20 protein-coding genes are annotated in these 25,237 nt (G+C 51.5%); 17 read left to right on the top strand and 3 right to left on the bottom strand.

Annotated features, from left to right (window positions below; genetic code table 11):
• The first annotated feature begins 41 nt into the window (after positions 1–41).
• The 7 genes from CPY98_RS15940 (at position 42) to glnB (ending at position 10,874) form a co-directional block, all read left to right on the top strand.
• Positions 42–248 carry a hypothetical protein gene (locus CPY98_RS15940; RefSeq protein ID WP_046448768.1) on the top strand — a complete coding sequence of 69 codons (207 nt, stop codon included), beginning with the start codon at positions 42–44 and terminating at the stop codon, positions 246–248.
• A 53-nt stretch (positions 249–301) separates the two neighbouring features.
• Positions 302–4,216, top strand: a complete 3,915-nt coding sequence (purL, locus tag CPY98_RS15935) for a phosphoribosylformylglycinamidine synthase (protein ID WP_096388422.1) — start codon at positions 302–304, stop codon at positions 4,214–4,216.
• Between the two features lie 785 nt (positions 4,217–5,001).
• A complete protein-coding gene (locus tag CPY98_RS15925) occupies positions 5,002–6,438 on the top strand; it encodes a HAMP domain-containing sensor histidine kinase (RefSeq protein WP_025800190.1) in 1,437 nt (478 codons plus the stop codon).
• 3 nt (positions 6,439–6,441) lie between these two features.
• A complete protein-coding gene (gene qseG, locus CPY98_RS15920) occupies positions 6,442–7,260 on the top strand; it encodes a two-component system QseEF-associated lipoprotein QseG (protein WP_025800189.1) in 819 nt (272 codons plus the stop codon).
• A 12-nt stretch (positions 7,261–7,272) separates the two neighbouring features.
• The gene (gene glrR / locus CPY98_RS15915; RefSeq protein WP_025800188.1) at positions 7,273–8,613 is read left to right on the top strand and encodes a two-component system response regulator GlrR; all 1,341 of its coding nucleotides are present in this window, start codon (positions 7,273–7,275) and stop codon (positions 8,611–8,613) included.
• A 288-nt stretch (positions 8,614–8,901) separates the two neighbouring features.
• Positions 8,902–10,524, top strand: coding sequence for an NAD+ synthase (locus CPY98_RS15910; protein WP_096388418.1), 1,623 nt, complete (start codon positions 8,902–8,904; stop codon positions 10,522–10,524).
• Positions 10,525–10,535: 11 nt separating this feature from the next.
• Positions 10,536–10,874, top strand: a complete 339-nt coding sequence (gene glnB, locus CPY98_RS15905) for a nitrogen regulatory protein P-II (protein WP_025800186.1) — start codon at positions 10,536–10,538, stop codon at positions 10,872–10,874.
• A gap of 78 nt (positions 10,875–10,952) precedes the next feature.
• Here glnB and CPY98_RS15900 read toward each other — a convergent pair whose 3' ends face one another.
• Positions 10,953–11,858, bottom strand: a complete 906-nt coding sequence (locus CPY98_RS15900) for a LysR family transcriptional regulator (RefSeq protein WP_096388416.1) — start codon at positions 11,856–11,858, stop codon at positions 10,953–10,955.
• Positions 11,859–12,024: 166 nt separating this feature from the next.
• On the bottom strand, positions 12,025–14,517 hold the full coding sequence (fadE, locus tag CPY98_RS15895) for an acyl-CoA dehydrogenase FadE (RefSeq protein WP_096388415.1): 2,493 nt from the start codon (positions 14,515–14,517) through the stop codon (positions 12,025–12,027).
• A 315-nt stretch (positions 14,518–14,832) separates the two neighbouring features.
• Between fadE and lpcA the strand changes: the two genes are divergently transcribed.
• Positions 14,833–15,414, top strand: coding sequence for a D-sedoheptulose 7-phosphate isomerase (gene lpcA, locus CPY98_RS15890; protein ID WP_025800181.1), 582 nt, complete (start codon positions 14,833–14,835; stop codon positions 15,412–15,414).
• Between the two features lie 207 nt (positions 15,415–15,621).
• Positions 15,622–16,389: a class II glutamine amidotransferase gene (locus CPY98_RS15885; protein WP_046359621.1), complete on the top strand. Its 768-nt coding sequence runs from the start codon at positions 15,622–15,624 to the stop codon at positions 16,387–16,389.
• Here CPY98_RS15885 and dpaA read toward each other — a convergent pair.
• Complete coding sequence (gene dpaA, locus CPY98_RS15880; protein ID WP_025800178.1) at positions 16,360–17,085, bottom strand: peptidoglycan meso-diaminopimelic acid protein amidase; 726 nt, start codon at positions 17,083–17,085, stop codon at positions 16,360–16,362. The two genes, CPY98_RS15885 and dpaA, sit on opposite strands and share 30 nt — an antisense overlap.
• A gap of 512 nt (positions 17,086–17,597) precedes the next feature.
• Between dpaA and CPY98_RS15875 the strand changes: the two genes are divergently transcribed.
• The 8 genes from CPY98_RS15875 to nqrM all read left to right on the top strand — a co-directional run bounded on the left by CPY98_RS15875 (position 17,598) and on the right by nqrM (position 24,929).
• Positions 17,598–18,941, top strand: coding sequence for a Na(+)-translocating NADH-quinone reductase subunit A (locus CPY98_RS15875; protein WP_096388413.1), 1,344 nt, complete (start codon positions 17,598–17,600; stop codon positions 18,939–18,941).
• A 3-nt stretch (positions 18,942–18,944) separates the two neighbouring features.
• A complete protein-coding gene (locus CPY98_RS15870; protein WP_043495229.1) occupies positions 18,945–20,183 on the top strand; it encodes an NADH:ubiquinone reductase (Na(+)-transporting) subunit B in 1,239 nt (412 codons plus the stop codon).
• The gene (locus tag CPY98_RS15865; RefSeq protein ID WP_043495227.1) at positions 20,176–20,994 is read left to right on the top strand and encodes a Na(+)-translocating NADH-quinone reductase subunit C; all 819 of its coding nucleotides are present in this window, start codon (positions 20,176–20,178) and stop codon (positions 20,992–20,994) included. Before CPY98_RS15870 ends, CPY98_RS15865 begins: the two co-directional genes overlap by 8 nt.
• The gene (locus CPY98_RS15860; RefSeq protein WP_025800172.1) at positions 20,987–21,616 is read left to right on the top strand and encodes an NADH:ubiquinone reductase (Na(+)-transporting) subunit D; all 630 of its coding nucleotides are present in this window, start codon (positions 20,987–20,989) and stop codon (positions 21,614–21,616) included. The genes CPY98_RS15865 and CPY98_RS15860 overlap by 8 nt, the downstream gene beginning before the upstream one ends.
• A gap of 6 nt (positions 21,617–21,622) precedes the next feature.
• Positions 21,623–22,219, top strand: coding sequence for an NADH:ubiquinone reductase (Na(+)-transporting) subunit E (gene nqrE, locus CPY98_RS15855; RefSeq protein WP_043495226.1), 597 nt, complete (start codon positions 21,623–21,625; stop codon positions 22,217–22,219).
• Between the two features lie 18 nt (positions 22,220–22,237).
• Positions 22,238–23,464: an NADH:ubiquinone reductase (Na(+)-transporting) subunit F gene (gene nqrF, locus CPY98_RS15850; protein WP_025800169.1), complete on the top strand. Its 1,227-nt coding sequence runs from the start codon at positions 22,238–22,240 to the stop codon at positions 23,462–23,464.
• A gap of 174 nt (positions 23,465–23,638) precedes the next feature.
• Positions 23,639–24,700 carry an FAD:protein FMN transferase gene (locus tag CPY98_RS15845; protein ID WP_369828249.1) on the top strand — a complete coding sequence of 354 codons (1,062 nt, stop codon included), beginning with the start codon at positions 23,639–23,641 and terminating at the stop codon, positions 24,698–24,700.
• Position 24,701: 1 nt separating this feature from the next.
• Positions 24,702–24,929, top strand: coding sequence for a (Na+)-NQR maturation NqrM (nqrM, locus tag CPY98_RS15840; protein ID WP_043495224.1), 228 nt, complete (start codon positions 24,702–24,704; stop codon positions 24,927–24,929).
• Positions 24,930–25,237: the final 308 nt, after the last annotated feature.

Genomic DNA, 25,237 nt, shown 5'->3' with positions numbered 1-25,237 from the left:
AATGTGTATCGAATTGTGGTGCTGTGTTCGCAGGATAGTATATGGCTAAATCAACAGGAAGGCGGCATTTTGCGCAACAAAGCGTCAGCGTGCAACTCAAAAAGCACATAAAGTTGATCGGGCAGATAAATCGTCAATCCGAAATAAAGGCTACGCAAACGGTTTCGTATGACGCAGAGATTCTCTATAATGGCCTCCGCTTTCCCCCTGTTTCGCCCACTGAGGCGGTTGTAGACAAGGTTTTTTGACCTCTCACAGCCATCTCGAAGACGAGAGAACCTAGATGACGGACTCATTTCCTATGGAAATCATGCGTGGCTCACCCGCTTTGTCGGCTTTTCGTGTTACCCAACTGCTGTCTGCTTGTCGGGACGCTAATCTTCCAGTCAACGATATCTACGCTGAATATGTGCATTTTGCCGATGTCAGCGCGCCTCTTTCTTCTGAGGAAAAAGCAACGCTTCAGCGTCTGTTGAAATATGGCCCTTCTTTGGCAGAACACGAACCGAAAGGCCGCTTGCTGTTAGTGACGCCGCGCCCCGGTACTATTTCTCCGTGGTCGTCTAAAGCAACTGATATTGCTCATAACTGTAATCTTCCTCAGGTCATTCGTTTAGAGCGTGGTTTGGCTTACTATATAAGCATAGACGCCACAGGCGCTGTTGATGCGCCACAGCTCAGCGATGCCCAGTGGCAAAAGCTGCAAGACCTGCTGCACGACCGCATGATGGAACGCGTGTTCAGCGAGCTACAGGATGCGCAGAAGCTGTTTACGCACCAGTCTCCGGCTCCGGTGCAAAGCGTGGATATGTTGGGCGAAGGCCGTGACGCGCTGGTTAATGCCAACGTGCGCTTAGGTCTGGCCTTGGCAGATGATGAAATTGACTACCTGCTAGAGTCCTTCACGCGCTTAGGGCGAAATCCTAACGACATCGAACTCTACATGTTTGCTCAGGCAAACTCTGAGCATTGTCGTCACAAAATTTTTAATGCCGATTGGGTTATCGATGGGCAAGAACAGCCAAAGTCGCTGTTCAAAATGATTAAAAATACCTATGAGCAGACGCCTGACTATGTACTGTCTGCTTATAAAGATAACGCCGCCGTGATGGAAGGCTCCTCGGTTGGCCGTTTCTTTGCGGATCCAGAATCGGGTGTGTATGACTTCCATCAGGAAGAAGCGCACATCTTGATGAAGGTGGAAACTCACAACCATCCGACGGCAATATCCCCATGGCCGGGCGCAGCAACGGGATCCGGCGGTGAAATCCGCGACGAAGGAGCAACCGGCCGAGGTTCGAAACCTAAAGCTGGGCTGGTTGGCTTCTCGGTGTCCAACCTGCGAATTCCGGGCTTCGAGCAGCCGTGGGAACAGGATTTTGGCAAGCCAGACCGTATCGTTAATGCGCTGAGCATTATGACGGAAGGGCCGCTGGGCGGCGCTGCGTTCAACAATGAATTTGGTCGTCCAGCGCTGCTGGGATATTTCCGCACTTATGAAGAGCAGGTGAAGAGCCACAACGGTGTTGAGCTACGTGGCTACCACAAACCGATTATGCTGGCGGGCGGTATCGGTAATATCCGCGCAGACCACGTGCAAAAAGGCGAGATCACCGTCGGTGCCAAGCTTATTGTGCTGGGTGGCCCGGCTATGAATATCGGCTTGGGCGGCGGCGCCGCGTCTTCGATGGCTTCAGGTCAGTCTGATGCCGATCTGGATTTTGCGTCGGTGCAGCGTGATAACCCAGAAATGGAGCGCCGTTGCCAAGAAGTGATCGACAGCTGCTGGCAACTGGGTGATGAGAACCCGATTCAGTTTATTCACGACGTTGGCGCGGGTGGACTGTCTAACGCGATGCCTGAACTGGTGAGTGATGGTGGTCGCGGCGGTCGTTTCGAACTGCGCGATATTCTTAACGATGAGCCGGGCATGAGCCCGCTGGAAGTTTGGTGTAACGAATCGCAGGAACGCTATGTGATGTCCGTGGCACCAGAAAAACTGGCTCAGTTTGACGCGATTTGCCGCCGTGAGCGTGCGCCTTACGCCGTTATCGGTGAAGCGACAGAAGAACTGCATTTAACGCTGAATGACCGTCACTTCGACAATCAGCCCATCGATATGCCGCTGGACGTATTGCTAGGCAAAACGCCAAAAATGACGCGCGATGTCACCACGCTCAAGGCGCTGGGCGATTCGCTAAACCGCGGCACGATCAGCATTGCCGACGCGGTAAAACGCGTGATGCATCTTCCTGCCGTGGCGGAAAAAACGTTCCTGATCACCATCGGTGACCGTAGCGTTACCGGTATGGTGGCACGCGATCAGATGGTTGGTCCTTGGCAAATCCCGGTCGCCGATTGCGCGGTGACCACGGCCAGTTTAGATAGCTATTACGGCGAAGCCATGTCGCTGGGCGAACGTGCTCCGGTGGCGTTACTCGACTTCGCCGCCTCGGCACGTTTGGCCGTGGGTGAAGCGTTGACCAACTTAGCCTGCACTCAGGTGGGTGAACTTAAACGCGTTAAGCTTTCGGCTAACTGGATGTCTGCAGCCGGTCACCCGGGCGAAGATGCTGGCTTATACGAAGCGGTGAAAGCCGTAGGCGAAGAGCTGTGTCCGGCGCTGGGGCTGACCATTCCAGTGGGTAAAGACTCGATGTCGATGAAAACGCGTTGGCAGGAAGGTCATCAACCGCGTGAAATGACGTCGCCATTGTCGCTGGTAATCACCGCGTTTGCTCGAGTGGAAGACGTTCGTCGTACCGTGACACCTCAGCTACATGTCGATCAGGGCGAAAATACGCTGCTGCTGATCGATCTAGGTGAAGGGCATAACGCTTTAGGCGCAACGGCATTAGCACAGGTTTACCGCCAACTGGGGGACAAACCTGCTGATGTACGTAATACGCCGAAACTGGCGGGCTTCTTCAACGCCATGCAGGCGCTGGTGGCGGAAGGCAAGCTGCTGGCCTACCACGACCGTTCAGACGGTGGCCTGCTGGTTACGCTGGCTGAGATGGCGTTTGCTGGCCATTGTGCCTTGGATATTGATATCAGCACGCTGGGGCAAGATCACTTAGCCGCGCTGTTTAATGAAGAGCTTGGCGCTGTGATTCAGGTGCGTAACGCCGATCTAGACATGGTGAAAGCCGTGTTGGCAGATCAAGGTATTGCCGATATCACGCACCAGATTGGTCATGCTTCTAGCGGAAATCACCTTGCGATTCAGTCTCATGGCAAAGAGGTTTACTACGAACAGCGCTCGACGCTGCGTTTGTGGTGGGCTGAAACCACCTGGCAGATGCAGCGCCTGCGTGATAACCCTGAGTGTGCCGATCAAGAACATCAAGCCAAACAGGTTGAATCCGATCCGGGTCTGAACGTGAAACTCACCTTCAATCCTCAGGATGATATTGCCGCGCCTTACATCGCTACGGGTAGCCGTCCTAAACTGGCGGTGCTGCGTGAGCAGGGAGTGAACTCCCACGTGGAAATGGCTGCTGCTTTCCATCGTGCGGGGTTCGAAGCGGTGGATGTTCACATGAGCGACATTCTGGCGGGGCGTATTACGCTTGATGAATTCCACACGCTTGTTGCCTGTGGCGGTTTCTCATATGGCGACGTGTTGGGTGCCGGTGAGGGCTGGGCGAAGTCTATTCTGTTCAACGAGCGTGCTCGCGATCAGTTTGAGTCCTTCTTCCACCGTCCACAAACCTTGGCTTTAGGTGTGTGTAACGGCTGCCAGATGATGTCTAACCTGCGTGAGCTGATCCCTGGCGCTGAACTTTGGCCGCGCTTTGTGCGCAATACGTCCGAGCGTTTTGAAGCTCGCTTTAGCCTGGTTGAAGTGGCCAGCAGCCCCTCTCTGCTATTGCAGGGCATGGAAGGCTCGCGTATGCCAATTGCGGTATCACATGGCGAAGGGCATGTTGAAGTGCGTGACGATGCGCATTTGGCGGCGATTGAGCACCATGGTCTGGTTGCGCTGCGCTTTGTCGATAACTTCGGTAAAGTGACAGAAACCTATCCGGCTAACCCGAACGGTTCCGTAAACGGTATTACCGCACTGACCAGCTCAAACGGTCGTGCCACCGTGATGATGCCTCATCCAGAGCGCGTGTTCCGTACGGTCAGCAACTCTTGGCATCCAGCCGAGTGGGGTGAAGATAGCCCGTGGATGCGCATGTTCCGCAATGCGCGTAAGCAGTTGGGGTAGTTAATCTGAGTTAACCTCTTTCTCTCAACGGGAAGTGGTTGTTGGAAAAGGCAGCCAATGGCTGCCTTTTTCGTTTTTAGCCTAACGCTAAAATTCTGATGTCGCAAAAAGGCAACAAACCGCTATTAGTGATGTCGTCAATAGGTGACATGTAACTAATTGATTTATATTGGTGGCGTGGTTTTTACGCATGGCTGTCTACTTTTAGCGACGTATTGATGAAAAATCAGGCATGTTTACATCAGTTATTATCACTGAAACCGATGTTTACTGGTTTTTTGTGAACGATGATTTTATTTAAGTTGTTTTAATTCATATCGTTAGGTTTTTCTTTTTAAGGTTGGCACGACTTCTGCATTATAAAACACAGTTGCTCATTCACTCTTTTATGTCAGCGACCGCAATAGCGAGTCAGGCTACATAAGCCATCGAATGACGCCAAAGTAAGGTGCCTACCGTCCAATTATCGATAACAGTCGCTTATGCGCTTTATCAAACTCGGGGCGACACGTTGAGTGAGGCACCACCTATTCAATGTCCGACTGTGATGATTGGTTCATCAGCCTGGGACATAAAATGAATGACATTCGTCTTATCCGCCGTTGTACGGCACCGATGATGGTTCTACCTCATCAAACTGAAGACGAGAATTGCATTAGCGATATCATTCAAATAACAAAGCCCGAAGCCAGCTATCTGACTTCGGGTTTTTGTTTATCTGCGATCTGAAAATTGCTCCTCTCGCCGGACTCAGTTAGCATCTGGGCAAACCTTTGGGTAATGAGATGATTTCCTTGAAGAGATGGCGTTTATTTCCCCGCTCCCTGCGTCAGCTGGTTCTGCTGGCGTTCTTATTAGTCCTGCTTCCTTTGCTGGTGCTGGCTTATCAGGCCTATCAGGGGCTCAACAATTTGAGCTCGCAGGCTGCGGATATCAACCGTACCACGCTTTCTGACGCCCGCCGCAGTGAGGCGATGGCGAGCCTTGCGGTAGAAATGGAGCGCAGCTACAGGCAGTTTTGCGTTTTAGGCGATGAGTCGCTCTCTAAGCTGTATCAAAAACAGCGCGGCCAATATTCCCAAATGCTGGAGCGTCAGGCTTCTGTACTACCCGATCCGCGTTACTACCAAAAATTGAATGGGCTAATTGACCAACTGGCGGTGTTTAACTGCCAAAATAATGCCCCGGTGACTCAGGCATCGGCTTTATTAGCCGGTTTCTCCGTGGCGAATGGGCAGATGGTTCAAGCCACTCGAGACGTGATTTTTACCCGTGGGCAGCAACTTCAGCAGGCGATTGCCGAGCGTGGTCAGTTCTTTGGCTGGCAGTCTCTGGTGCTGTTTTTAGTCAGCGTGCTGCTGGTGTTCCTGTTTACACGCATGATTATCGGGCCGGTGAAAGGGGTTGAACGCATGATCAACCGGCTGGGCGAAGGGAAAAGCGTCGGTAATATGGTGGCATTTCGCGGGCCGCGTGAAATTCGTTCACTGGCTCAGCGGATCGTCTGGTTAAGCGAGCGCCTATCATGGCTGGAATCGCAACGGCATGAGTTCCTGCGACATATTTCACATGAGTTAAAGACGCCGCTTGCTAGCATGCGCGAGGGAACTGAACTGCTGGCTGATGAGGTCGCGGGGCCGTTGACGCAGGATCAAAAAGAGGTGGTGGGCATTCTGGATTCCAGCAGTCGTCATCTTCAGCAACTGATTGAGCAGCTCTTAGATTACAACCGCAAATTGGCCGATGCGCCAATGGAAAAAGAGAGCGTAAATCTGGGCGAGATGATCGAGCTGGTGGTTTCTGCTCATAGTTTACCTGCGCGAGCCAAATCTATTCGTACACTTACTGAGCTAGACGTTGACCTTTGCTGGGCAGAACCTACGCTATTAGAACGTGTTATTGATAATCTCTATTCCAATGCGGTGCACTACGGTGCGGAATCCGGTACCATCTGGATCCGCAGTCGTTTGGCTGGAGATAAAATACAGATCGACGTGGCAAACACCGGAGCGGGCATCCCGCGCGCGGAACAGGCCATGATCTTCGAGCCTTTTTATCAGGGAAGTCTTCAACGTAAAGGCGCTGTCAAAGGAAGCGGTTTAGGGCTGAGTATCGCCCGTGATTGCATCCGCCGTATGCAGGGCGATTTACATCTGGTGGCCGTAGACGGAGCCGACGTCTGTTTTCGCATTGAATTACCATTAACCGCAGAGATCTCATAACTAATGAATAAGTGGTCTGTTCGCGCCCTATTCAACGAACATCTGTTTGACGCTGACGGCTCCTGCCGTAAAGCGTCTGCTTTGCGTCCATTAAGCCTTTTGGGCGCTGTGTTGTTGGTTCCTTTCTTATTGACCGGATGCGCCAAGAATGGGGCGGGAAATCCCGTTGCTCATGCCGTACAGGCGATAATTCCTGATAGCAAAGTAGTTGATTACCAAACGGCGTCTTGCGACACCATTTGGCTCAATGACGACAAAGACGCCGTCGATAATGGGCTTTATTGGCTGCGTGCGATGGACTGCGCCGATCGTCTTAGCGGTCAGGAGGCGCGTCTACAAGCGCGCTCTCTGGGCAGCGAGAACTGGCAGCGTGTGTTTAAACAAAGTTTACTGGTGGGCAGCGCTGAGCCTACGGTTGCCGAACGTCGGCAGATTATTGACCGCTTAAACAGCTACCGTTCTGAATTCCCCGCCTCGGTTCGCCCACTTATTCAAATTTGGCGTGAAAAGCAGATGCTGACGATCAATTTAGTTGATGAAAAAGCGCGCTATCAAAAGCTCCAAGCCAGCAGCGATGCTCAGCTAGATGCCCTGCGGGAAACGCAAGGGCGTCTGCAGTTCCAGTTGGATGACACCACGCGCAAACTCGAAAATTTAACCGATATTGAGCGCCAGCTGTCATCACGCAAGCAGATATCCGGTGAAATGCCCGATCCCGCAGCGAAAGACGATACGCCTGACGCAGGAAAACCTGAGAACAAAGCTCCGGCAGATGCCACCGCTAAGCCCGTGACTGAACCAGAAAAAACGGAAGCCCATTAAGGAGCAATACCCATGGCACAACGTAAACCCGCTAACCTACTTCTCGTGGATGATGACCCAAGCCTACTCAAACTGCTGGGGATGCGTTTAAGCAGCGAAGGATTTCGCGTGACGACGGCGGAGAGTGGGCATGATGCGTTACGTGTGTTAGGGCGTGAGCAGATTGAGCTGGTGATCAGCGATTTGCGCATGGACGAGATGGATGGCATGGCGCTGTTTGCGGAAATCCAAAAGCGTCAGCCGGGGATGCCGGTGATTATACTGACGGCTCATGGTTCAATCCCTGATGCCGTTGCGGCTACGCAGCAAGGGGTATTTGGTTTCTTAACCAAACCCGTCGATCGTGATGCGCTGTACAAAGCCATTGATGAAGCTTTGGCTCAGTCGATGCCCGCAGCGGGTGACGATACCTGGCGTGAAGGGATTGTGACCCGCAGCCCAACTATGCTGCGTTTGCTTGAGCAGGCAAACATGGTGGCGCAATCAGACGTCAGCGTGCTGATTAACGGGCAAAGCGGGACCGGGAAAGAGGTTCTGGCGCAGGCAATTCATGCAGCTAGCCCGCGAGCAGGAAAGGCGTTTATTGCCATCAACTGTGGCGCACTGCCTGAACAACTGCTTGAATCCGAACTCTTTGGACATGCCAAAGGCGCCTTTACCGGCGCGGTCAGCAGCCGAGAAGGGCTATTCCAAGCGGCCGAAGGTGGCACGTTATTTCTCGATGAAATCGGTGATATGCCGCTGGCGTTGCAGGTTAAACTGCTGCGCGTTTTACAAGAGCGCAAGGTTCGCCCTCTGGGCAGCAACCGCGATATTGATATTAACGTGCGGATTATTTCGGCGACTCACCGCGATTTGCCGAAAGCGATGGCCAAAGGTGAGTTTCGTGAGGACTTGTTCTATCGTCTGAACGTCGTCAGTCTAAAAATTCCAGCGCTAAACGAACGCGCTGAAGATATTCCATTATTAGCTAATCACTTACTGCGTGAGTCGGCTCAACGGCATAAGCCTTTCGTGCGCAGTTTCTCTACCGATGCGATGCGCCGTCTTATGGCCGCCAGTTGGCCTGGTAACGTGCGCCAGTTAGTTAACGTTATCGAACAGTGTGTTGCGCTAACCAGCGCGCCAGTGATCAGCGAAGCCTTAGTTGAGCAGGCGCTGGAAGGCGAAAATACGGTACTGCCGACGTTTGCGGAAGCGCGTAACCACTTTGAACTCAATTATTTGCGCAAACTCCTGCAAATAACCAAAGGTAACGTCACCAACGCCGCACGTTTGGCGGGTCGTAACCGTACCGAGTTTTATAAGCTACTGGCGCGTCATGAGTTGGATGCGGCAGATTTCAAAGAATAGTTTTCTCAGCCCCCCCCAGCCCTCCCCTTCGCAGGGGAGGGGGCACAACAGCGTTAGATTAGAGCACACAGATATAAAAGATTGCGCTGAACGGTTCCTCCCCCTGTGAAGGGGGAGGCTAGGAGGGGGGATTCGCGTGCGTTTGTGCGTTTAGGGCGCTAAACAAAGCGTTGAGAATGTTTTACACTTGGCGAATTCAACCAGCCTCTTTTTATATCCAAAGTAGCTGAAGCGGTGACAAGGCAGCTAACGCTGTAGATGCTTCAAATACGAAGGAAGTGAGTAATTATGAGTCGATCTCTTTCTATTGCGTTAGCCCAGCTCAACTGGCTGGTGGGTGATATTGAAGGCAACACCGAACGCATGCTGAACACGTTACACGAGCAGCGCAATGCCGGTGCCGATCTGGTCATGTTTTCTGAACTGGCGCTTTCGGGCTATCCTCCTGAAGATCTGCTGTATCGCGATGATTTTTATCAGCGCTGCCAGCAGCAATTGGATCGTTTGCAGCAGGCATCTGCTGATATCGCTGTATTGGTTGGGCATCCGTGGCGTGAAGGTGGGCACTTATACAATGCGCTATCTCTGTTCTCTGATGGTCAGTTAGTTGCCCGCTATTTCAAACAACAACTGCCAAACTACGGCGTGTTTGACGAGAAACGTTATTTCTCCGCCGGTCATGAGAGCTGTGTGGTTGAGCTGAAAGGCTACCGTTTAGGTCTGCTGATTTGTGAAGACCTGTGGTTTGACGGCCCAGTGGATGCGGTTGCCGCCGCCGGTGCCGAAGTGCTGCTATCGATCAACGCCTCGCCTTACAACCGCGAGAAGCCGTATATTCGCAAAACGCTATTAACCAGCCACTGCCAGCGCACCGGTTTGCCTTTGGTCTATCTGAATCAGATTGGCGGGCAGGATGAGCTGATTTTTGATGGTTGCTCAAAAGCCTTTGATGCAGCTGGCAATATGACTCACCGTCTGGCCGGCTTTGCTGAACAAACCGCGCTGTTCAATCTCAATGAGTTGCAGGTTGAGCCTATGCTTGCGCCAGCGGCAAGCTTGCCCGATCTGGCTCAGGTTTATGAAGCGCTGGTTCTCGCCGTTCGCGACTATGTGACCAAAAATGGTTTTCAAGGCGCGGTGCTTGGCTTATCTGGCGGTATCGACTCGGCGTTAACGCTGGCGATTGCCGTAGATGCGTTGGGCAAAGACAAAGTTCAGGCGATGATGATGCCATTCCGCTATACCGCGGATATCAGTATTGCTGATGCGAAAGAAGAAGCTGAAATTCTTGGCGTTGAATTTGATATTGTCTCTATTGAGCCGATGTTTGATGCGTTCATGGGGCAGTTAGCGCCAATGTTTGCGGGTACCGAGCGCGATACTACGGAAGAAAATCTACAGGCTCGCTGCCGTGGCGTGGTGCTGATGGCGCTGTCTAACAAACGTCGTCGTCTGGTGCTGACCACGGGTAACAAGAGTGAAATGGCCGTCGGCTACGCTACGCTTTATGGCGATATGGCCGGTGGTTTTGATGTGCTGAAAGATGTGCCAAAAACGCTGGTGTTCAAGCTTTCAGAATATCGAAATACGGTATCCTACGTGATCCCACAGCGCGTTATCGATCGTCCACCGTCAGCGGAACTGGCTCCCGATCAGCTCGATCAAGACAGCTTACCGCCGTATGACATTTTGGATGCGATTCTGGAAGGTTACGTCGAGCAAGATAAATCCGTGGCCGATCTGGTTGCCGCTGGATTTGATGAAGCGGTGGTGCGAAAAGTGATCCGCTTGGTTGATATTAACGAATATAAGCGCCGTCAGGCTGCGGTTGGCCCGCGTATTACCGCGCGCAACTTTGGCAAAGATCGTCGCTATCCGATTACATCTGGCTTTGGCCGCAAAAACTGGTAAAGGGATTAGCAATGAAGAAGATTGACGCAATTATTAAGCCATTCAAGCTGGATGACGTTCGTGAAGCGTTGGCTGAAGTGGGCATTACTGGCATGACCGTAACTGAAGTAAAAGGTTTTGGTCGCCAGAAAGGCCATACCGAGCTTTATCGCGGTGCAGAATACATGGTCGATTTTTTACCGAAGGTAAAAATTGAAATTGTGGTTGCCGATGATATCGTCGACACCTGCGTAGATACCATCATGCAGACCGCTCAAACCGGTAAAATTGGCGATGGTAAAATCTTTGTCTTTGACGTAGCGCGCGTGGTGCGTATTCGTACCGGTGAGCAAGACGAAGAAGCGATCTAATTCGCGTCAGACTGACGTTATGATCACCTTATGCTAGTCAAAAAGCCTCTGATGAAAATCAGGGGCTTTTTTTGTTGCCTATTCGGCTGCCTCGATCACATCTTCGGGATGACTAAACAACTCAGACATTAACGAAAGGGCATGAAGCACGGTGGGCTGGTTTTTCTGTGCGGGATCCCATAACGCCACCAGCGGGTGGGATAAACCGGCATCGCCAAATTCGGCCTCAAGTTTTTCAACATCAGGCCACTGTTCAGCATGTAGATGAGTCGGTAAGAATCCCCAGCCATAGCCCGCGGTGAGCAATGCTTTTAGCATGCTGATTTCCGTCACGCATTGAATTCTGTCGGCGATTTGCAGACGTTGAGCCATATGAGGCGGCAAATCCTTAAACGGCATGAGCTGTACGCCCGAGGCTAAGCTCAGCAGCGAAACTGGCTTAACGTGGAAATATCCTACCTTGGCATAAACGGCGAGTGAAATGCCGCCGATGGCTTTCCATTGAAAACGCTCATTGATCGAACGGTTCATGGCTTGGAATAGGCCAATATCTGCCTCGCCTTTTTCGAGCATCTGTTCGGCGTTGGCGCGCTCGGTGGCAATTAAATTGAGATGGATCTGTTGGCCGTGCAGCTTGTCAGCCAAGCGAAGTAAAAAATCACGCGGCGTAAAGGCATCGTAGCAAAGGGTGAGCTGGGTACTGAGCTGCTGTGGAATATGCTCTGCAATCTGCCCAAAGGCCTGAGCCTCATGTAAAAACAGCCGCGCTTGGCGATATAAGAGTTTGCCTGCATCGGTAAGGCTGAGTGGACGGGTGCTGCGGTCGAAGAGGGCATAGCCCAGATCCAGTTCCAGATAATCCACGAGCTCGCTGATGGTGGTGCGATCTTTTTTTAGCTTTTTGGCGGCGTGCGTCAGGGTGCCGCATTCACAGACGCTGGCAAATGCTTCGATTTGCGCCAATGAAAAGCGTATTGGTTTCATTCATGATTTCCATAACGAGTGAGCTTGAGCATTTACCCACCCTAACCGAACGCCAATGATAAAGTAAACGTATTGGCCTAGCTACGATGTCAATCGAAACAAAAAAACGGCCCCCGAAGGAGCCGCTGACACAGGTAATTTATTGAATCAAATTACGCTTGCTCGGTTATGCGGCCTCCGTTTTTGGCAGGCCATTGTGCTTTTCCGGCAGGCTTTTCTCCGCGGGTTCCGTCGCGATCTGATTTTTTTCAGGTACCACAGCGGCGGCTAAAGCTTCAGGTTCAAACTCATCAACGTTAATGGTACGCAGGCGACTTTCTTCTGCTTTGACTAAAATGGCCTGTTCTTCGGCGTTGATTAAGCCCTTATCCAGCGCGGTTTTAGCCAACTGATCTAAACGGGTGAACGGCAGATTTTTACCCAACGCTTTGCAAATTCGCTGATGGATTGGGTCTGCGGCAATCACGTCTGCTAACGCAGCTTCAATCAGGCCGTGCGGGTTGTACTCGCTTGGCGTGAGGTACATGCCGCGCCCGATACGGCTACGTGTTGCAGAAGGAACCTGCAAAATCTTGGCGACTTTATGATCCAGATAGTCAGACGGTGCAGAGTGCGCACGGCCTAATGGGAAGATAACCGCACGCATCACTCCGGCAACCAAGCCACTCGGGAAGTTGCGCAGCAGATCGTCGATAGCCTGCTCAGCTTGATGCAGCGCGTCCTGTACGCCCCAGTGAACCAGCGGTAGGTCGGCTTCATTACGTCCTTCATCTTCATAACGTTTCAGCACGGCGGTGGCTAAGAACAGCTGGCTGAGTAAGTCTCCGAGACGCGCAGAGATGCGCTCACGGCGTTTCAGAGAACCACCCAGTACGCCCATAGAAACGTCGGACAGCAGCGCTAAGTTTGAGCTCATGCGGTTAATCTGTTGATAGTAACGGCGCGTGGCGTCTTTGGTTGGCGTGGCACTGGTACGGCCATCGGTCAAGCCCAGCCAGAAACTGCGCACCTTATGACTGCCTACATGCCCCAAGTGGCTAAACAGCAGCTTGTCGAAGCGTGGAACGCTGTTGTCTTGCGCGGCGGCCATTTCATCCAAAACATATGGATGGCAACGAATGGCGCCTTGGCCGAAGATCATCATGCTACGGGTCAGGATGTTCGCGCCCTCAACGGTAATCGCGATGGGTGCACCTTGGTAAGCACGGGCGATGAAGTTAGATTCGCCAAGCATAATGCCTTTACCACCGGCAATATCCATTGCATCAATGATTGAGCGTTGGCCTCTGTGGGTACAGTGATATTTGATAATCGCTGACAGCACCGCAGGCTTCTCGCCCTGCATGATGCCGTAGGTCACTAATGTAGCCGCAGCGTCCATCACATAGGCGTTGCCCGCAATGCGTGCTAACGGCTCTTCAATCCCTTCCATTTTACCGATGGAGATTTTGAACTGACGGCGGATATTGGCGTAGGCACCGATGGCCAGCGCCACGCTTTTCAGGCTGCCGGTGGCGTTAGACGGCAGGGTAATACCGCGACCAACCGATAGGCATTCAACCAGCATACGCCAGCCTTGGCCTGCCATAGTTTGCCCACCGATGATGAAATCAATAGGTACGAACACGTCTTGACCGCGCGTTGGGCCGTTCTGGAAAGGAACGTTCAGCGGGAAGTGACGAGTGCCGATTTCAACGCCGTCGGTATCGGTTGGGATCAGCGCACAGGTAATACCTAAGTGCTCTTCACCGCCGAGTAAACGTTCAGGGTCAGAAAGTTTGAAGGCTAAACCAAGCACGGTGGCGATAGGCGCAAGGGTGATGTAGCGCTTGTTCCACGTTAGACGCATCCCCAGCGTTTGCTTGCCTTGCCATTCGCCCATGCAGACGATACCGACGTCAGGGATCGCACCGGCATCAGATCCTGCTTCAGGGCTGGTTAATGCAAAGCACGGGATCTCCTGACCACGCGCTAAACGTGGCAGATAGTGATCTTTCTGCGCTTCGGTGCCGTAGTGTTGCAGCAGTTCTCCGGGGCCGAGGGAGTTAGGAACACCCACAGTAATCGCCAGAATGCCGGATACGCCAGACAGTTTTTGCAGTACGCGAGACTGTGCGTACGCAGAGAATTCTAAACCGCCGTACTGTTTTTTGATGATCATCGCAAAGAAGCGATGTTCTTTCAGATAGGCCCACAACTCCGGAGGTAAATCCGCCAGTTCATGGGTGATTTGGAAGTCGTTTGCCATACGGCAAGCTTCTTCTACTGGGCCATCCAGAAATGCCTGTTCTTCTTCCGTTAACTTCGGCTGCGGATAGTCGTGCAGTTTTTTCCAATCGGGAGTACCACGGAAAATATCGCCTTCCCACCAGGTTGTGCCTGCATCGATGGCTTCTTTCTCTGTGCGAGACATCGGTGGCATCACCTTTTGGAATGCCTTTAACGCAGGGCCTGAAATCAGCGAGCGACGGACTGAAACCAGCACCAGCGGCAGCAATACCACGGCGACGGGAACTAAAGCCCAGAATGACCATAGGCCAATGGCGCCCATTGCGGCGGTGTATGCCAGCAAAATAGCGCTGCTCAGATAGAGGTTAACTTGGTGATAGAACAACACACCAATCGCTATCAAAAAAACCACAAGACTAAGAACCATCATGTTAATGCTCCTGCGTGTTCAGAGGTCGGGTTAGGGGACCAAGTTGTAGGAGGTCTGACCTGTTGTAGATAATATAGGTTGTAGTTGAGTTAATTTTATTTAGCAATGTGTTTACATATTAATTACAACACAGTTCACAATTTAGCCCTCAAACCGCATTCCAAGCTAAATCCTTTCGTCGATGAGCGTTGGTGAGCGAAAAAGAAAGTGCAGAATCATGTAAAACGCGGCGTGCAGTGCTTCTCGGGGGGGGAGCTATCCGTTACACTTCTTACAATATTTCCTATGCCATTTTCTATGTAAAAAGAGGCTGCTATGTACCACGATCTTATTCGTAGTGAACTGAACGAAGCGGCGACAACGCTGCAAAATTTCATCAGCGATGACGCTAACATTGAGGCAATCCAACGTGCAGCGGTGTTGTTGGCAGACTCTTTCAAGGCAGGCGGCAAAGTGCTTTCCTGCGGCAACGGCGGCTCACACTGCGACGCCATGCACTTCGCCGAAGAGTTAACCGGTCGTTATCGTGAAAATCGCCCAGGTTATGCTGCGATTGCGATTTCTGATCCAAGCCACCTGTCCTGCGTTAGCAATGATTTTGGCTACGAATATGTATTCTCTCGTTATGTAGAAGCGGTTGGCCGTGAAGGTGATGTACTGTTAGGCATCTCCACTTCAGGTAACTCTGGCAACATCATGAAAGCGATCGAAGCCGCACGCGCCAAGGGCATGAAAGTGATCACTCTGACCGGCAAAGACGGCGGCAAAATGGCCGGAAGCGCAGACGTTGAGATCCGCGTACCACACTTTGGCTACGCAGATCGTATTCAGGAAATCCATATCAAAGCGATTCATATCCTGATTCAGCTGATCGAAAAAGAGATGGTTAAAGCTTAAGACTTTAGTCGCTGACCCCACCCTAACCCTCCCCTTAGCAGGGGAGGGAACTGTTCAGCACTGGTTGAGAGTATCTCGATCGGCCCCTCCCCCTGAGAAGGGGGAGGCTGGGAGGGGGACTGTCCCATACTCGCTCCTTACTTTGTTTGGAGAGGCTATGAGGTTAGCCGCTGTGTCAGGCTTATTTCAGGAAAAGTAGGTGCAATCATGTGTGAACTACTCGGTATGAGCGCCAATGTCCCAACGGACATCTGCTTTAGCTTTACCGGCTTGGTACAGCGTGGCGGAAGAACCGGGCCACACAAGGATGGGTGGGGAATTACCTTTTATGAAGGTAATGGCTGTCGCACATTTAAAGATCCGCATCCGAGTTTCAACTCTCCGATTGCCCGCTTAGTCCAAGATTATCCGATCAAATCTTGTGCGGTGATTTCGCATATTCGTCAGGCAAATCGTGGCACCGTGTCGCTGGAAAATACGCATCCGTTTACCCGTGAACTTTGGGGGCGGAATTGGACGTTTGCACATAACGGACAATTGACGGGATATAAAAGCCTAGAGACGGGGCATTTCCGGCCTGTGGGGCAAACCGACAGTGAATATGCATTTTGCTGGCTGCTGAATAAAATGGCTGCGCGCTATCCAAGAACGCCAGGTAATTGGCCGGCGGTATTTCGCTTTATTGCGCAGTGCGCCGATGAGCTTCGCGCCAAAGGCGTATTCAATATGCTGCTGTCCGATGGGCGCTTTGTGATGGCCTATTGCTCGACCAATCTGTACTGGATCACGCGTCGAGCGCCTTTTGGCAAGGCAACGCTGTTGGATGAGGATGTCGAAATTGATTTTCAATCACAGACGACGCCCAACGACGTCGTCACCGTGATTGCAACTCAGCCCCTGACCAGCAATGAGATGTGGAATCGCATTGAACCAGGAGAGTTTGCCTTATTTTGCTTGGGTGAACGCCAGCTGTGAGGAAGACTGTCCATTGTTTTGCGATGGACGGTTAACCACATATTGACCACCGATGACATTCACCTGTGGGGCTTGGTGATACTCATTGAAATAAGCATAGGCCGGCTGCAACTGTTTCCAGAACGGCAAATAGTCAGAGTTACGATGGCGCTGCATATTTTGTTCGGTCATACGGAATGGATAAATATTGATATCGACCAAAGTTTGTCCATTACGGAATGCGCTTTGCACGTAGCTAAATATCTGCGAAATACCTTCATTGGTCATGGCATAACAGCCAATAGAAACACAGTCACCGTGAATCATTAGATATTTGCCTGAATAACCGTGAGCCTGATCGTAAGCGTTCGGATATCCGATATTAATCGCTTGGTAATATTTGCTGTTCGGTTTTAGGTGACGGGCATCAATCTGATAGAACCCTTCAGGACTTTTAAAATCCCCTTCGGTACGTTTTGGCCCCAGTCCGCCAGAAAACTTGCAGATATTAAAGCTTTGCACCAGCTGATATTTGTCTTGGACCTTGGCAAATAGCTCGAGCTTTCTTTCTTCTTTGAAGATCTGAATATAAACCGGAGAGCCCATTAATTGCTGTTTTGTCAGCGGTGTATTTTGCGTCTGCTCACTGGCAGAAGAACTACATGAAGTCAGTGGCAGTACAAAAAATACGGCCAACAAGGCGATGATTTTGCCCATTGATAACCCTGTTAATAAATCATAGAAAGAAGATCTTCAGATTAAGTCTGTTGACAGCTCCCAAAACAGTATCAGTTTAATCCAGAGAGCGGATCTGTAGTGAGTGTTTTTTAACTCATTTGGGATGAAATCTACATGTAGCAAAAATTAATTTTAAGAATTAGTGAACGATAGTTATATAAAAACCGAATTGTTCGCCTACTAAAAATGAATGGTTCACGGCTATGTTTAATTAGCTTGATGTAGGTCACGGCAATGTTGCTGATGCAGGCGGCGTAAAATGGTAAAATCGCACAGTTATCGGTAACATCGTTTTTAATCCCTGTAATACCTCGGGTTAATATTCTCCGGTACTTATTAGCGATCTCTTATCTGCATGCAACGATGCGCTTTTTTCGCAACGGGAAGGCCATCATATCCAACATCATTGGAGTGACATCCGGATGGAGGGTAGAGGAACGCCTGCAGGGTTCACATCATTAATGTCATGACGATATATATAGTGCAACCACATGATTAAAATTAAAAAAGGGCTTAATTTGCCTATCGAGGGCGCGCCCGCCCCGATCATTGAACAAGGCCCGGCTATACGAAACGTGGCTATTTTAGGCGGCGACTATGTCGGTATGCGACCGTCAATGGCGGTGCAAGAAGGTGATAAGGTCAAAAAAGGTCAGGTGCTTTTTGAAGACAAAAAGAATCCTGGCGTCTTGTTCACCGCTCCCGCCGCTGGGCAGGTTATTGCGATTAACCGCGGTGAAAAACGTGTTCTGGAGTCGGTGGTTATCGCCGTCGATGGCGATGAGCAGGTGCCATTTTCCCACTACGATGCTTCTGAGTTGGTGAATCTCACCCGCGCTCAGGTTGAAAGCAATCTGTTGGCGTCGGGTTTGTGGACGGCACTGCGAACGCGTCCCTTTAGCCATGCGCCAAAACCAGGATCTAACGCCGCAGCGATTTTCGTCAGCGTGATGGATACTCAGCCGTTAGCCGCCGATCCGCTGCTGATCCTGCGTGAAAATATGGCTGATTTTGAACATGGTCTGACCGTACTAAGCCGTTTAACCGAAGGTAAAGTTTACGTTTGCCAACAGGCCGGTGCGGGGCTGCAAACCAAGTCTGCGCCAAATATTACCCATAACGAATTTACCGGCCCACACCCCGCAGGATTGGTAGGAACGCATATCCATTTCCTTGAACCGGTTAGCTTAACCAAAACCGTTTGGCACATGGGCTATCAGGACGTTATCGCCGTCGGCAAGCTTTTCACCACCGGTGAGCTGAATACCGATCGCGTGATTGCATTGGCAGGGCCACAGGTAGAAAAACCCCTGTTGCTGCGTACTCGATTAGGCGCTAGCACGGATGAAATTACCGCCGGCCGCTTGAAGTCAGGCGATAACCGCGTGATTAGCGGTTCAGTGCTGAGTGGCACGAAGGCCAGCGGCACCAAAGCTTTCTTGGGGCGTTTCCACCATCAAATCTCCGTGGTGAAAGAAGGGCGCGAGAAAGAGCTGCTGGGCTGGATGATGCCGGGCGCGAATAAATTCTCGATTACCCGCACCACGCTGGGCCATTTCTTTAAGCGCAAACTGTTCGCGTTTTCGACCGACATGAACGGCGGTGAACGCGCCATGGTGCCAATCGGCAACTATGAACGCGTGATGCCATTAGACATTTTGCCAACGATGCTGCTGCGCGATCTGCTCTCTGGCGACTGCGAAAGCGCTCAGGCTCTGGGATGTTTAGAGCTGGATGAGGAAGATCTTGCGCTCTGTACCTTCGTGTGTCCGGGCAAATACGAATATGGCCCGGTGCTGCGCGACGTGCTGACGACCATTGAGCAGGAAGGATAATTCATGGGTCTGAAGAGTTTTATCGAGAATATGGAGCACCACTTCGAACCGGGTGGCAAGCTGCAAAAGTATTATCCGCTGTATGAAGCGGCCGCGACGTTGATGTATACGTCAGGAAAAGTGACGCACGGTGCATCGCACGTTCGTGACGCCATCGACCTAAAACGCATGATGATTTTAGTGTGGCTGGCGGTATTCCCTACCATGTTTTGGGGAATGTACAACGTGGGCCATGAGGCTATTGGCGCGCTTAATCAGCTGTATCAGGGAGAACAACTGGCTCAGGTGATTGCCTCGGATTGGCATTATTGGCTCGCTGAAATGCTGGGCGCTAGCCTACAGGCCAACGCTGGTTGGGTCAGCATGATGACGCTGGGCGCGGTCTATTTCCTGCCTATTTACGCAGTGGTGTTCTTGGTGGGCGGCTTCTGGGAAGTGCTGTTTTCCATCATCCGCAAACATGAAATCAACGAAGGCTTTTTCGTTACTTCAATTCTGTTTGCGCTGATTGTTCCACCAACGCTGCCGTTGTGGCAGGCCGCGCTGGGTATTTCCTTCGGCGTGGTCATTGCCAAAGAGATCTTCGGCGGCACCGGACGTAACTTCCTCAACCCAGCATTAGCAGGGCGTGCATTCCTGTTCTTCGCCTATCCAGCGCAGATCTCCGGTGATTTAGTATGGAACGCCGCAGACGGCTATTCTGGTGCGACGCCGCTGTCACAGTGGAGTGCAGCTGGACAGAGCGGTTTGATGAATACCATCACTGGTCAGCACGTAACGTGGATGGATGCTTTCATCGGCAACATTCCCGGCTCAATTGGTGAAGTCTCCACGCTGATGATCCTTCTCGGCGGCCTGATCATTATGTTTGGCCGCGTGGCTTCATGGCGCATCGTTGCGGGCGTGATGGTGGGAATGGTGGCTATGTCAGCGCTGTTTAACTTCATCGGTTCAGACACGAACCCAATGTTTGCTATGCCGTGGTATTGGCACTTGGTTCTGGGTGGCTTTGCATTCGGTATGATTTTTATGGCAACCGATCCGGTATCGGCTTCCTTTACCAACAAAGGTAAATGGTGGTACGGCGGCTTGATTGGCGTGATGTGCGTTCTGGTACGCGTGATTAACCCCGCTTATCCAGAAGGCATGATGTTGGCGATCCTATTCGCAAACCTGTTTGCTCCATTGTTCGACTACATGGTGGTGCGCGCCAACATCAAAAGGAGAAAAGCACGTGGCTAAGGATTCAGTAAATAAAGCGGGCGTAGGTAAAAACGACAGCATCGGCCGAACGCTGATGGTAGTCGTGGTGTTGTGCTTGGTGTGTTCAGTGATTGTTGCGGGTGCGGCGGTGGGCTTAAAGCCGATGCAGGAAGAGCAAAAGCAGCTGGATAAACAGCGCAACATTCTGGCCGTCGCAGGGCTGATGCAGGGCGATAAGCTCGATGGCGAGCAGGTGAAAACATTGTTCGGTCAGCGTATCGAACCGCGTCTGCTTGACTTGAAAACCGGCGAGTTCACCTCCGGCGATCCGTATACTTTCGATATGAGCAAAGCGTTAAAAGATCCGGCGACCAGCATGGTGTTGGATGCCGCGCAGGATCCGGCGGGCATTAAACGCCGCAGCAACGTGGTTGAAGTGTATCTGGTGAAAAACGAGCAGGGCAACATCGGCCAAGTGGTATTGCCTGTCTACGGCACCGGTCTATGGTCGGTGATGTATGCCTTTGTGGCTATCGACACCGACGGTAATACGGTGAAAGGACTGACGTTTTACGAGCACGGCGAAACTCCGGGTCTGGGCGGTGAAATTGAAAACCCGTCATGGCGTGAAAAATGGGTGGGTAAGCAGCTGTTTGATGACGGCGGGCATCCGGCAATTCGTATCGTTAAAGGGGGCGCAAATCCTCAGGACCCACACGGCGTTGACGGGCTTTCAGGCGCGACGCTGACCGCTAACGGCGTGCAGCATACCTTCGATTTCTGGATGGGCGACAATGGTTATGGTCCGTTCCTAAAACGCGTTCGTGAAGGAGCATTGAATCGTGGCTGATACTAAAGAGATTAAAAAAGTCCTGTTAGGGCCTTTGCTCGACAATAATCCTATCGCCTTACAAATCCTCGGGGTTTGCTCGGCGCTGGCGGTGACTACCAAGTTAGAAACTGCCTTCGTGATGACGATTGCGGTCACGCTGGTGACGGCATTCTCTAACTTCTTTATTTCACTGATCCGTCATCAGATCCCAAACAGCGTGCGCATTATCGTGCAGATGGCGATTATCGCCTCGCTGGTTATCGTGGTTGACCAGATTTTGCGCGCCTATGCCTATGAAATCTCCAAGCAGCTTTCGGTATTTGTCGGCTTGATCATCACCAACTGTATCGTGATGGGGCGTGCTGAAGCCTATGCCATGAAGTCGCCGCCGATTGAGAGCTTTATGGATGGTATCGGCAACGGCTTGGGCTACGGCGTTATTCTGATTTTGGTCGGCTTCCTGCGTGAACTGTTTGGTTCAGGCAAGCTGTTTGGTATTACCGTGTTAGAAAGCGTGCAGAACGGCGGTTGGTATCAGCCAAACGGCCTGTTCCTGTTAGCGCCGAGCGCATTCTTTATTATCGGTCTGCTGATTTGGGCGCTGCGCACGCTGAAACCTGAACAGATGGAAAAGGAGTAAGGGCAGATGGAACATTATATCAGCCTGTTTGTACGCGCCGTTTTCATTGAAAACATGGCATTAGCGTTCTTCTTGGGGATGTGTACGTTTTTGGCCGTCTCCAAGAAAGTCACCACGGCTTTCGGTTTAGGCGTGGCGGTAACGGTGGTGTTAGGGATCTCGGTTCCCGCCAATAATCTGGTCTATAACTACGTGCTCCGCGACGGTGCGCTGGTGGATGGCGTTGATCTCAGCTTCTTAAGCTTTATCACCTTCATCGGCGTTATCGCGGCACTGGTGCAGATCCTCGAGATGATCCTCGACCGTTTCTTCCCGTCGCTTTATAACGCGCTGGGGATTTTCCTGCCGCTGATTACCGTTAACTGCGCCATCTTTGGTGGGGTGTCATTCATGGTTCAGCGAGACTACAACTTCACTGAATCCGTGGTTTATGGTTTTGGTTCAGGGATCGGCTGGTTGTTGGCTATCGTGGCGATGGCGGGTCTGCGTGAAAAAATGAAATATGCCAATGTGCCTGCGGGGCTACGTGGGCTGGGCATCACTTTTGTGACCACGGGCCTGATGGCGTTGGGCTTTATGTCCTTCTCCGGCGTACACCTCTGATAGGACAGGAAGGAACCTATGCAAGAAATTATTCTGGGTGTGGCGATGTTCACCCTGATCGTGGTGGCGCTGACCGTCCTGATCTTGTTCGCCAAATCTAAGCTGGTGAATACCGGCGACATTCACGTGGAAGTTAACCACGATCCGGAGAAAAGCTTTGATGCTCCGGCCGGTGACAAACTGCTGAACATGCTTTCAAGTCAGGGCATTTTCGTTTCGTCTGCCTGTGGCGGCGGTGGCTCGTGTGGCCAGTGTCGTGTACACGTTAAAGAAGGCGGCGGCGATATTTTACCTACTGAGCTGGCGCACATCTCTAAGCGTGAAGCCAAAGAGGGCTGCCGTTTAGCCTGTCAGGTGAGCGTAAAGCAAGATCTTAAAATTGAGCTTCCGGAAGAGATTTTCGGCGTGAAAAAGTGGGAGTGCGAAGTTATCTCTAACGATAACGTGGCAACTTTCATCAAAGAGCTCAAGCTGCGCATCCCTGACGGTGAAGCGGTGCCGTTCCGCGCCGGTGGTTATATCCAAATCGAATGTGAACCGCATCATGTGCGCTACGCCGATTTTGATGTGCCAGAGGAATACCGTGGCGACTGGGACAAATTCAATCTGTTCCGCTTTGAGTCCAAGGTTACCGAACCCACGATCCGCGCGTACTCCATGGCGAACTATCCCGATGAGAAAGGCCTGATCATGCTGAACGTGCGTATCGCCACGCCGCCTCCGGGTGTGCCAGATGCGCCTCCAGGGATTATGTCTTCCTATATCTGGTCGTTAAAACCGGGTGATAAAGTCACCATTTCCGGGCCGTTTGGTGAGTTCTTTGCCAAAGAAACCGAGGCTGAGATGGTCTTTATCGGCGGCGGTGCGGGCATGGCGCCAATGCGTTCGCACATTTTTGACCAGCTCAAGCGTCTGCACTCCAAGCGTAAAATGAGCTTCTGGTACGGTGCACGTTCAACGCGTGAAATGTTCTACGTTGAAGATTTCGACAAGCTTGCGGCAGAGAATCCAAACTTTACGTGGAACATCGCATTGTCGGATCCTCAACCCGAAGATAACTGGACGGGTTATACCGGCTTTATCCATAATGTGTTACTCGAAAACTATCTGCGCGCGCATCCCGCGCCGGAAGATTGTGAGTTCTATATGTGTGGGCCGCCGATGATGAACGCTGCGGTTATTAAGATGCTGAAAGATCTCGGGGTAGAAGACGAGAATATCATGCTCGATGACTTCGGCGGTTGATAGCCATCGTCCTTGAAGCTGTGGCGGTGTTGGCTGCGTGAGTTAACCCCAGTCACTTACTTTTGTAAGCTCCTGGGGATGAACTCACTTGCCGCCTAGCCACAACTTCAATGCCTTTGACCATATGTTTTCTTATGAGATTTTTTGTAGCGTAGCCAAAACTGGTTGAACATAATGACTAATAACACTGCGCGGGCGACCGCGTTTTTTATTCGAAATACACGCTGGCTGGCTTTTTGCGGGCTGGCTTTTTTGCTGACGGGATGTGGGCCGGAGCAGGTCAACATTGAAGGCAAAACAATGGGGACCTATTACTCTATCAAGTATGTCAGTGAAACAGGGATGCCCGCGCCGGAAAAAATTAAAGCCGAGCTGGATAAGCGTTTGGAGCAGGTTAACGACCAGATGTCGACCTACCGTTCCAACTCTGAGCTGAGCCGTTTTAACCAAAGCACCGAGGTGAATACGCCATTCCCTGTTTCGGCCGCAACGGCGAAAGTGGTTGAAGAGGCTATTCGGATTAATAAAGTGACCGACGGTGCGCTGGATATCACGGTTGGACCATTGGTTAATCTGTGGGGATTTGGGCCAGAAGGGCGTCCCGATCGTATTCCAACGGATGAAGAAATTAATCAACGTCGTGCATGGATCGGCATTGAGCATTTATCCGTGCAGGGTAATGCGCTGGTGAAGAATATTCCTCAGCTTTATCTCGATCTGTCGTCTATTGCGAAAGGGTACGGCGTGGACGTTGTGGCTGAGTATCTTGCTTCGTTAAACATCACTAATTATATGGTGGATATTGGCGGTGAAGTGAGAACGCGGGGCATCAACGGAGACGGTGCGCCGTGGCGCATCGCCATTGAAAAACCGCAGGCAGGATTACAGCAGAGCGCTCAGGTTATTATTCAACCGGGCGAGATGGCTATCGCGACCTCCGGTGATTATCGCAACTATTTTGAGCAGAACGGCCAGCGTTTCTCGCATGAGATTGACCCTAAAACAGGACGTCCAGTCACGCATCATCTGGTTTCGATTACCGTGCTTGCGCCGAGCTGTATGACGGCAGATGGTCTATCTACGGGATTAGACGTGATGGGGCCAGAGCGTGGAATGGCGTTGGCAAACCTGCTGGGTATTCCGGTATTTATGATTGTAAAAACTGAAAACGGTTTTGAAGATCGTTACTCGGATGCCTTTAAGCCTTATTTGGTGCAGGCAAAGAAAGGTAAATAATATGGCGACGGTATTTATTGCGACCTTTGTGGTGTTTTTAGCGGTGATTGCCGGAATGTCTATTGGCTATATCATCAAGCGAAAAAGCATCCACGGAAGCTGCGGCGGCATCGCCAACCTCGGTCTGGAAAAAGTCTGTGATTGCCCAGAGCCCTGCGACGCACGTAAAAAGCGTATGGCGCGTGAAGAAGCCCGGCGCGAAATGCTGGAGAAGCATAGGATTATTTAGTTTTTCATAAACAGCTACCCCCTCCCAACCTCCCCCTTCGCAGGGGGAGGAGCCGATCGAGATTCTCCCCGTCTGCGCAGAACTGTCCCCACCCCAGCGAAGGGATGGGCTAGGGTGGGGTTATCACACCTCTCCTCCCAACTTCCCCCTTGTCAGGGTGAAGCGTCGATCGAGATCCTTATAAATATCACTGAACTGTCCCCTCCCCTGCGAAGGGGAGGGTTAGGGTGGGGTTTTTGTTAATCATGATCGATCCCTAGCTCCACTTCCCTTTCCCTACAAATAACCTGTATACTTATACAGTCATT

Origin of the sequence: Hafnia sp. CBA7124 (assembly GCF_002355555.1) — a bacterium.
GTDB classification, from domain to species: domain Bacteria; phylum Pseudomonadota; class Gammaproteobacteria; order Enterobacterales; family Enterobacteriaceae; genus Hafnia; species Hafnia alvei.
The sequence above is the reverse complement of the archived record's forward strand: the minus strand, read 5'-3'. Positions and strand labels throughout refer to the sequence as shown.

Bases quoted from the DNA above. Each gene is read 5' to 3' on its own strand.
- lpcA (WP_025800181.1), top strand. From the start codon at position 14,833: ATGTACCACGATCTTATTCGTAGTGAACTGAACGAAGCGGCGACAACG.
- CPY98_RS15910 (WP_096388418.1), top strand. From the start codon at position 8,902: ATGAGTCGATCTCTTTCTATTGCGTTAGCCCAGCTCAACTGGCTGGTG.
- glnB (WP_025800186.1), top strand. From the start codon at position 10,536: ATGAAGAAGATTGACGCAATTATTAAGCCATTCAAGCTGGATGACGTT.
- dpaA (WP_025800178.1), bottom strand. From the start codon at position 17,085: ATGGGCAAAATCATCGCCTTGTTGGCCGTATTTTTTGTACTGCCACTG.
- nqrE (WP_043495226.1), top strand. From the start codon at position 21,623: ATGGAACATTATATCAGCCTGTTTGTACGCGCCGTTTTCATTGAAAAC.
- purL (WP_096388422.1), top strand. From the start codon at position 302: ATGGAAATCATGCGTGGCTCACCCGCTTTGTCGGCTTTTCGTGTTACC.
- glrR (WP_025800188.1), top strand. From the start codon at position 7,273: ATGGCACAACGTAAACCCGCTAACCTACTTCTCGTGGATGATGACCCA.
- nqrM (WP_043495224.1), top strand. From the start codon at position 24,702: ATGGCGACGGTATTTATTGCGACCTTTGTGGTGTTTTTAGCGGTGATT.
- qseG (WP_025800189.1), top strand. From the start codon at position 6,442: ATGAATAAGTGGTCTGTTCGCGCCCTATTCAACGAACATCTGTTTGAC.
- CPY98_RS15875 (WP_096388413.1), top strand. From the start codon at position 17,598: ATGATTAAAATTAAAAAAGGGCTTAATTTGCCTATCGAGGGCGCGCCC.
- CPY98_RS15870 (WP_043495229.1), top strand. From the start codon at position 18,945: ATGGGTCTGAAGAGTTTTATCGAGAATATGGAGCACCACTTCGAACCG.
- CPY98_RS15845 (WP_369828249.1), top strand. From the start codon at position 23,639: ATGACTAATAACACTGCGCGGGCGACCGCGTTTTTTATTCGAAATACA.
- CPY98_RS15900 (WP_096388416.1), bottom strand. From the start codon at position 11,858: ATGAAACCAATACGCTTTTCATTGGCGCAAATCGAAGCATTTGCCAGC.
- fadE (WP_096388415.1), bottom strand. From the start codon at position 14,517: ATGATGGTTCTTAGTCTTGTGGTTTTTTTGATAGCGATTGGTGTGTTG.
- CPY98_RS15940 (WP_046448768.1), top strand. From the start codon at position 42: ATGGCTAAATCAACAGGAAGGCGGCATTTTGCGCAACAAAGCGTCAGC.
- CPY98_RS15885 (WP_046359621.1), top strand. From the start codon at position 15,622: ATGTGTGAACTACTCGGTATGAGCGCCAATGTCCCAACGGACATCTGC.
- CPY98_RS15925 (WP_025800190.1), top strand. From the start codon at position 5,002: ATGATTTCCTTGAAGAGATGGCGTTTATTTCCCCGCTCCCTGCGTCAG.
- nqrF (WP_025800169.1), top strand. From the start codon at position 22,238: ATGCAAGAAATTATTCTGGGTGTGGCGATGTTCACCCTGATCGTGGTG.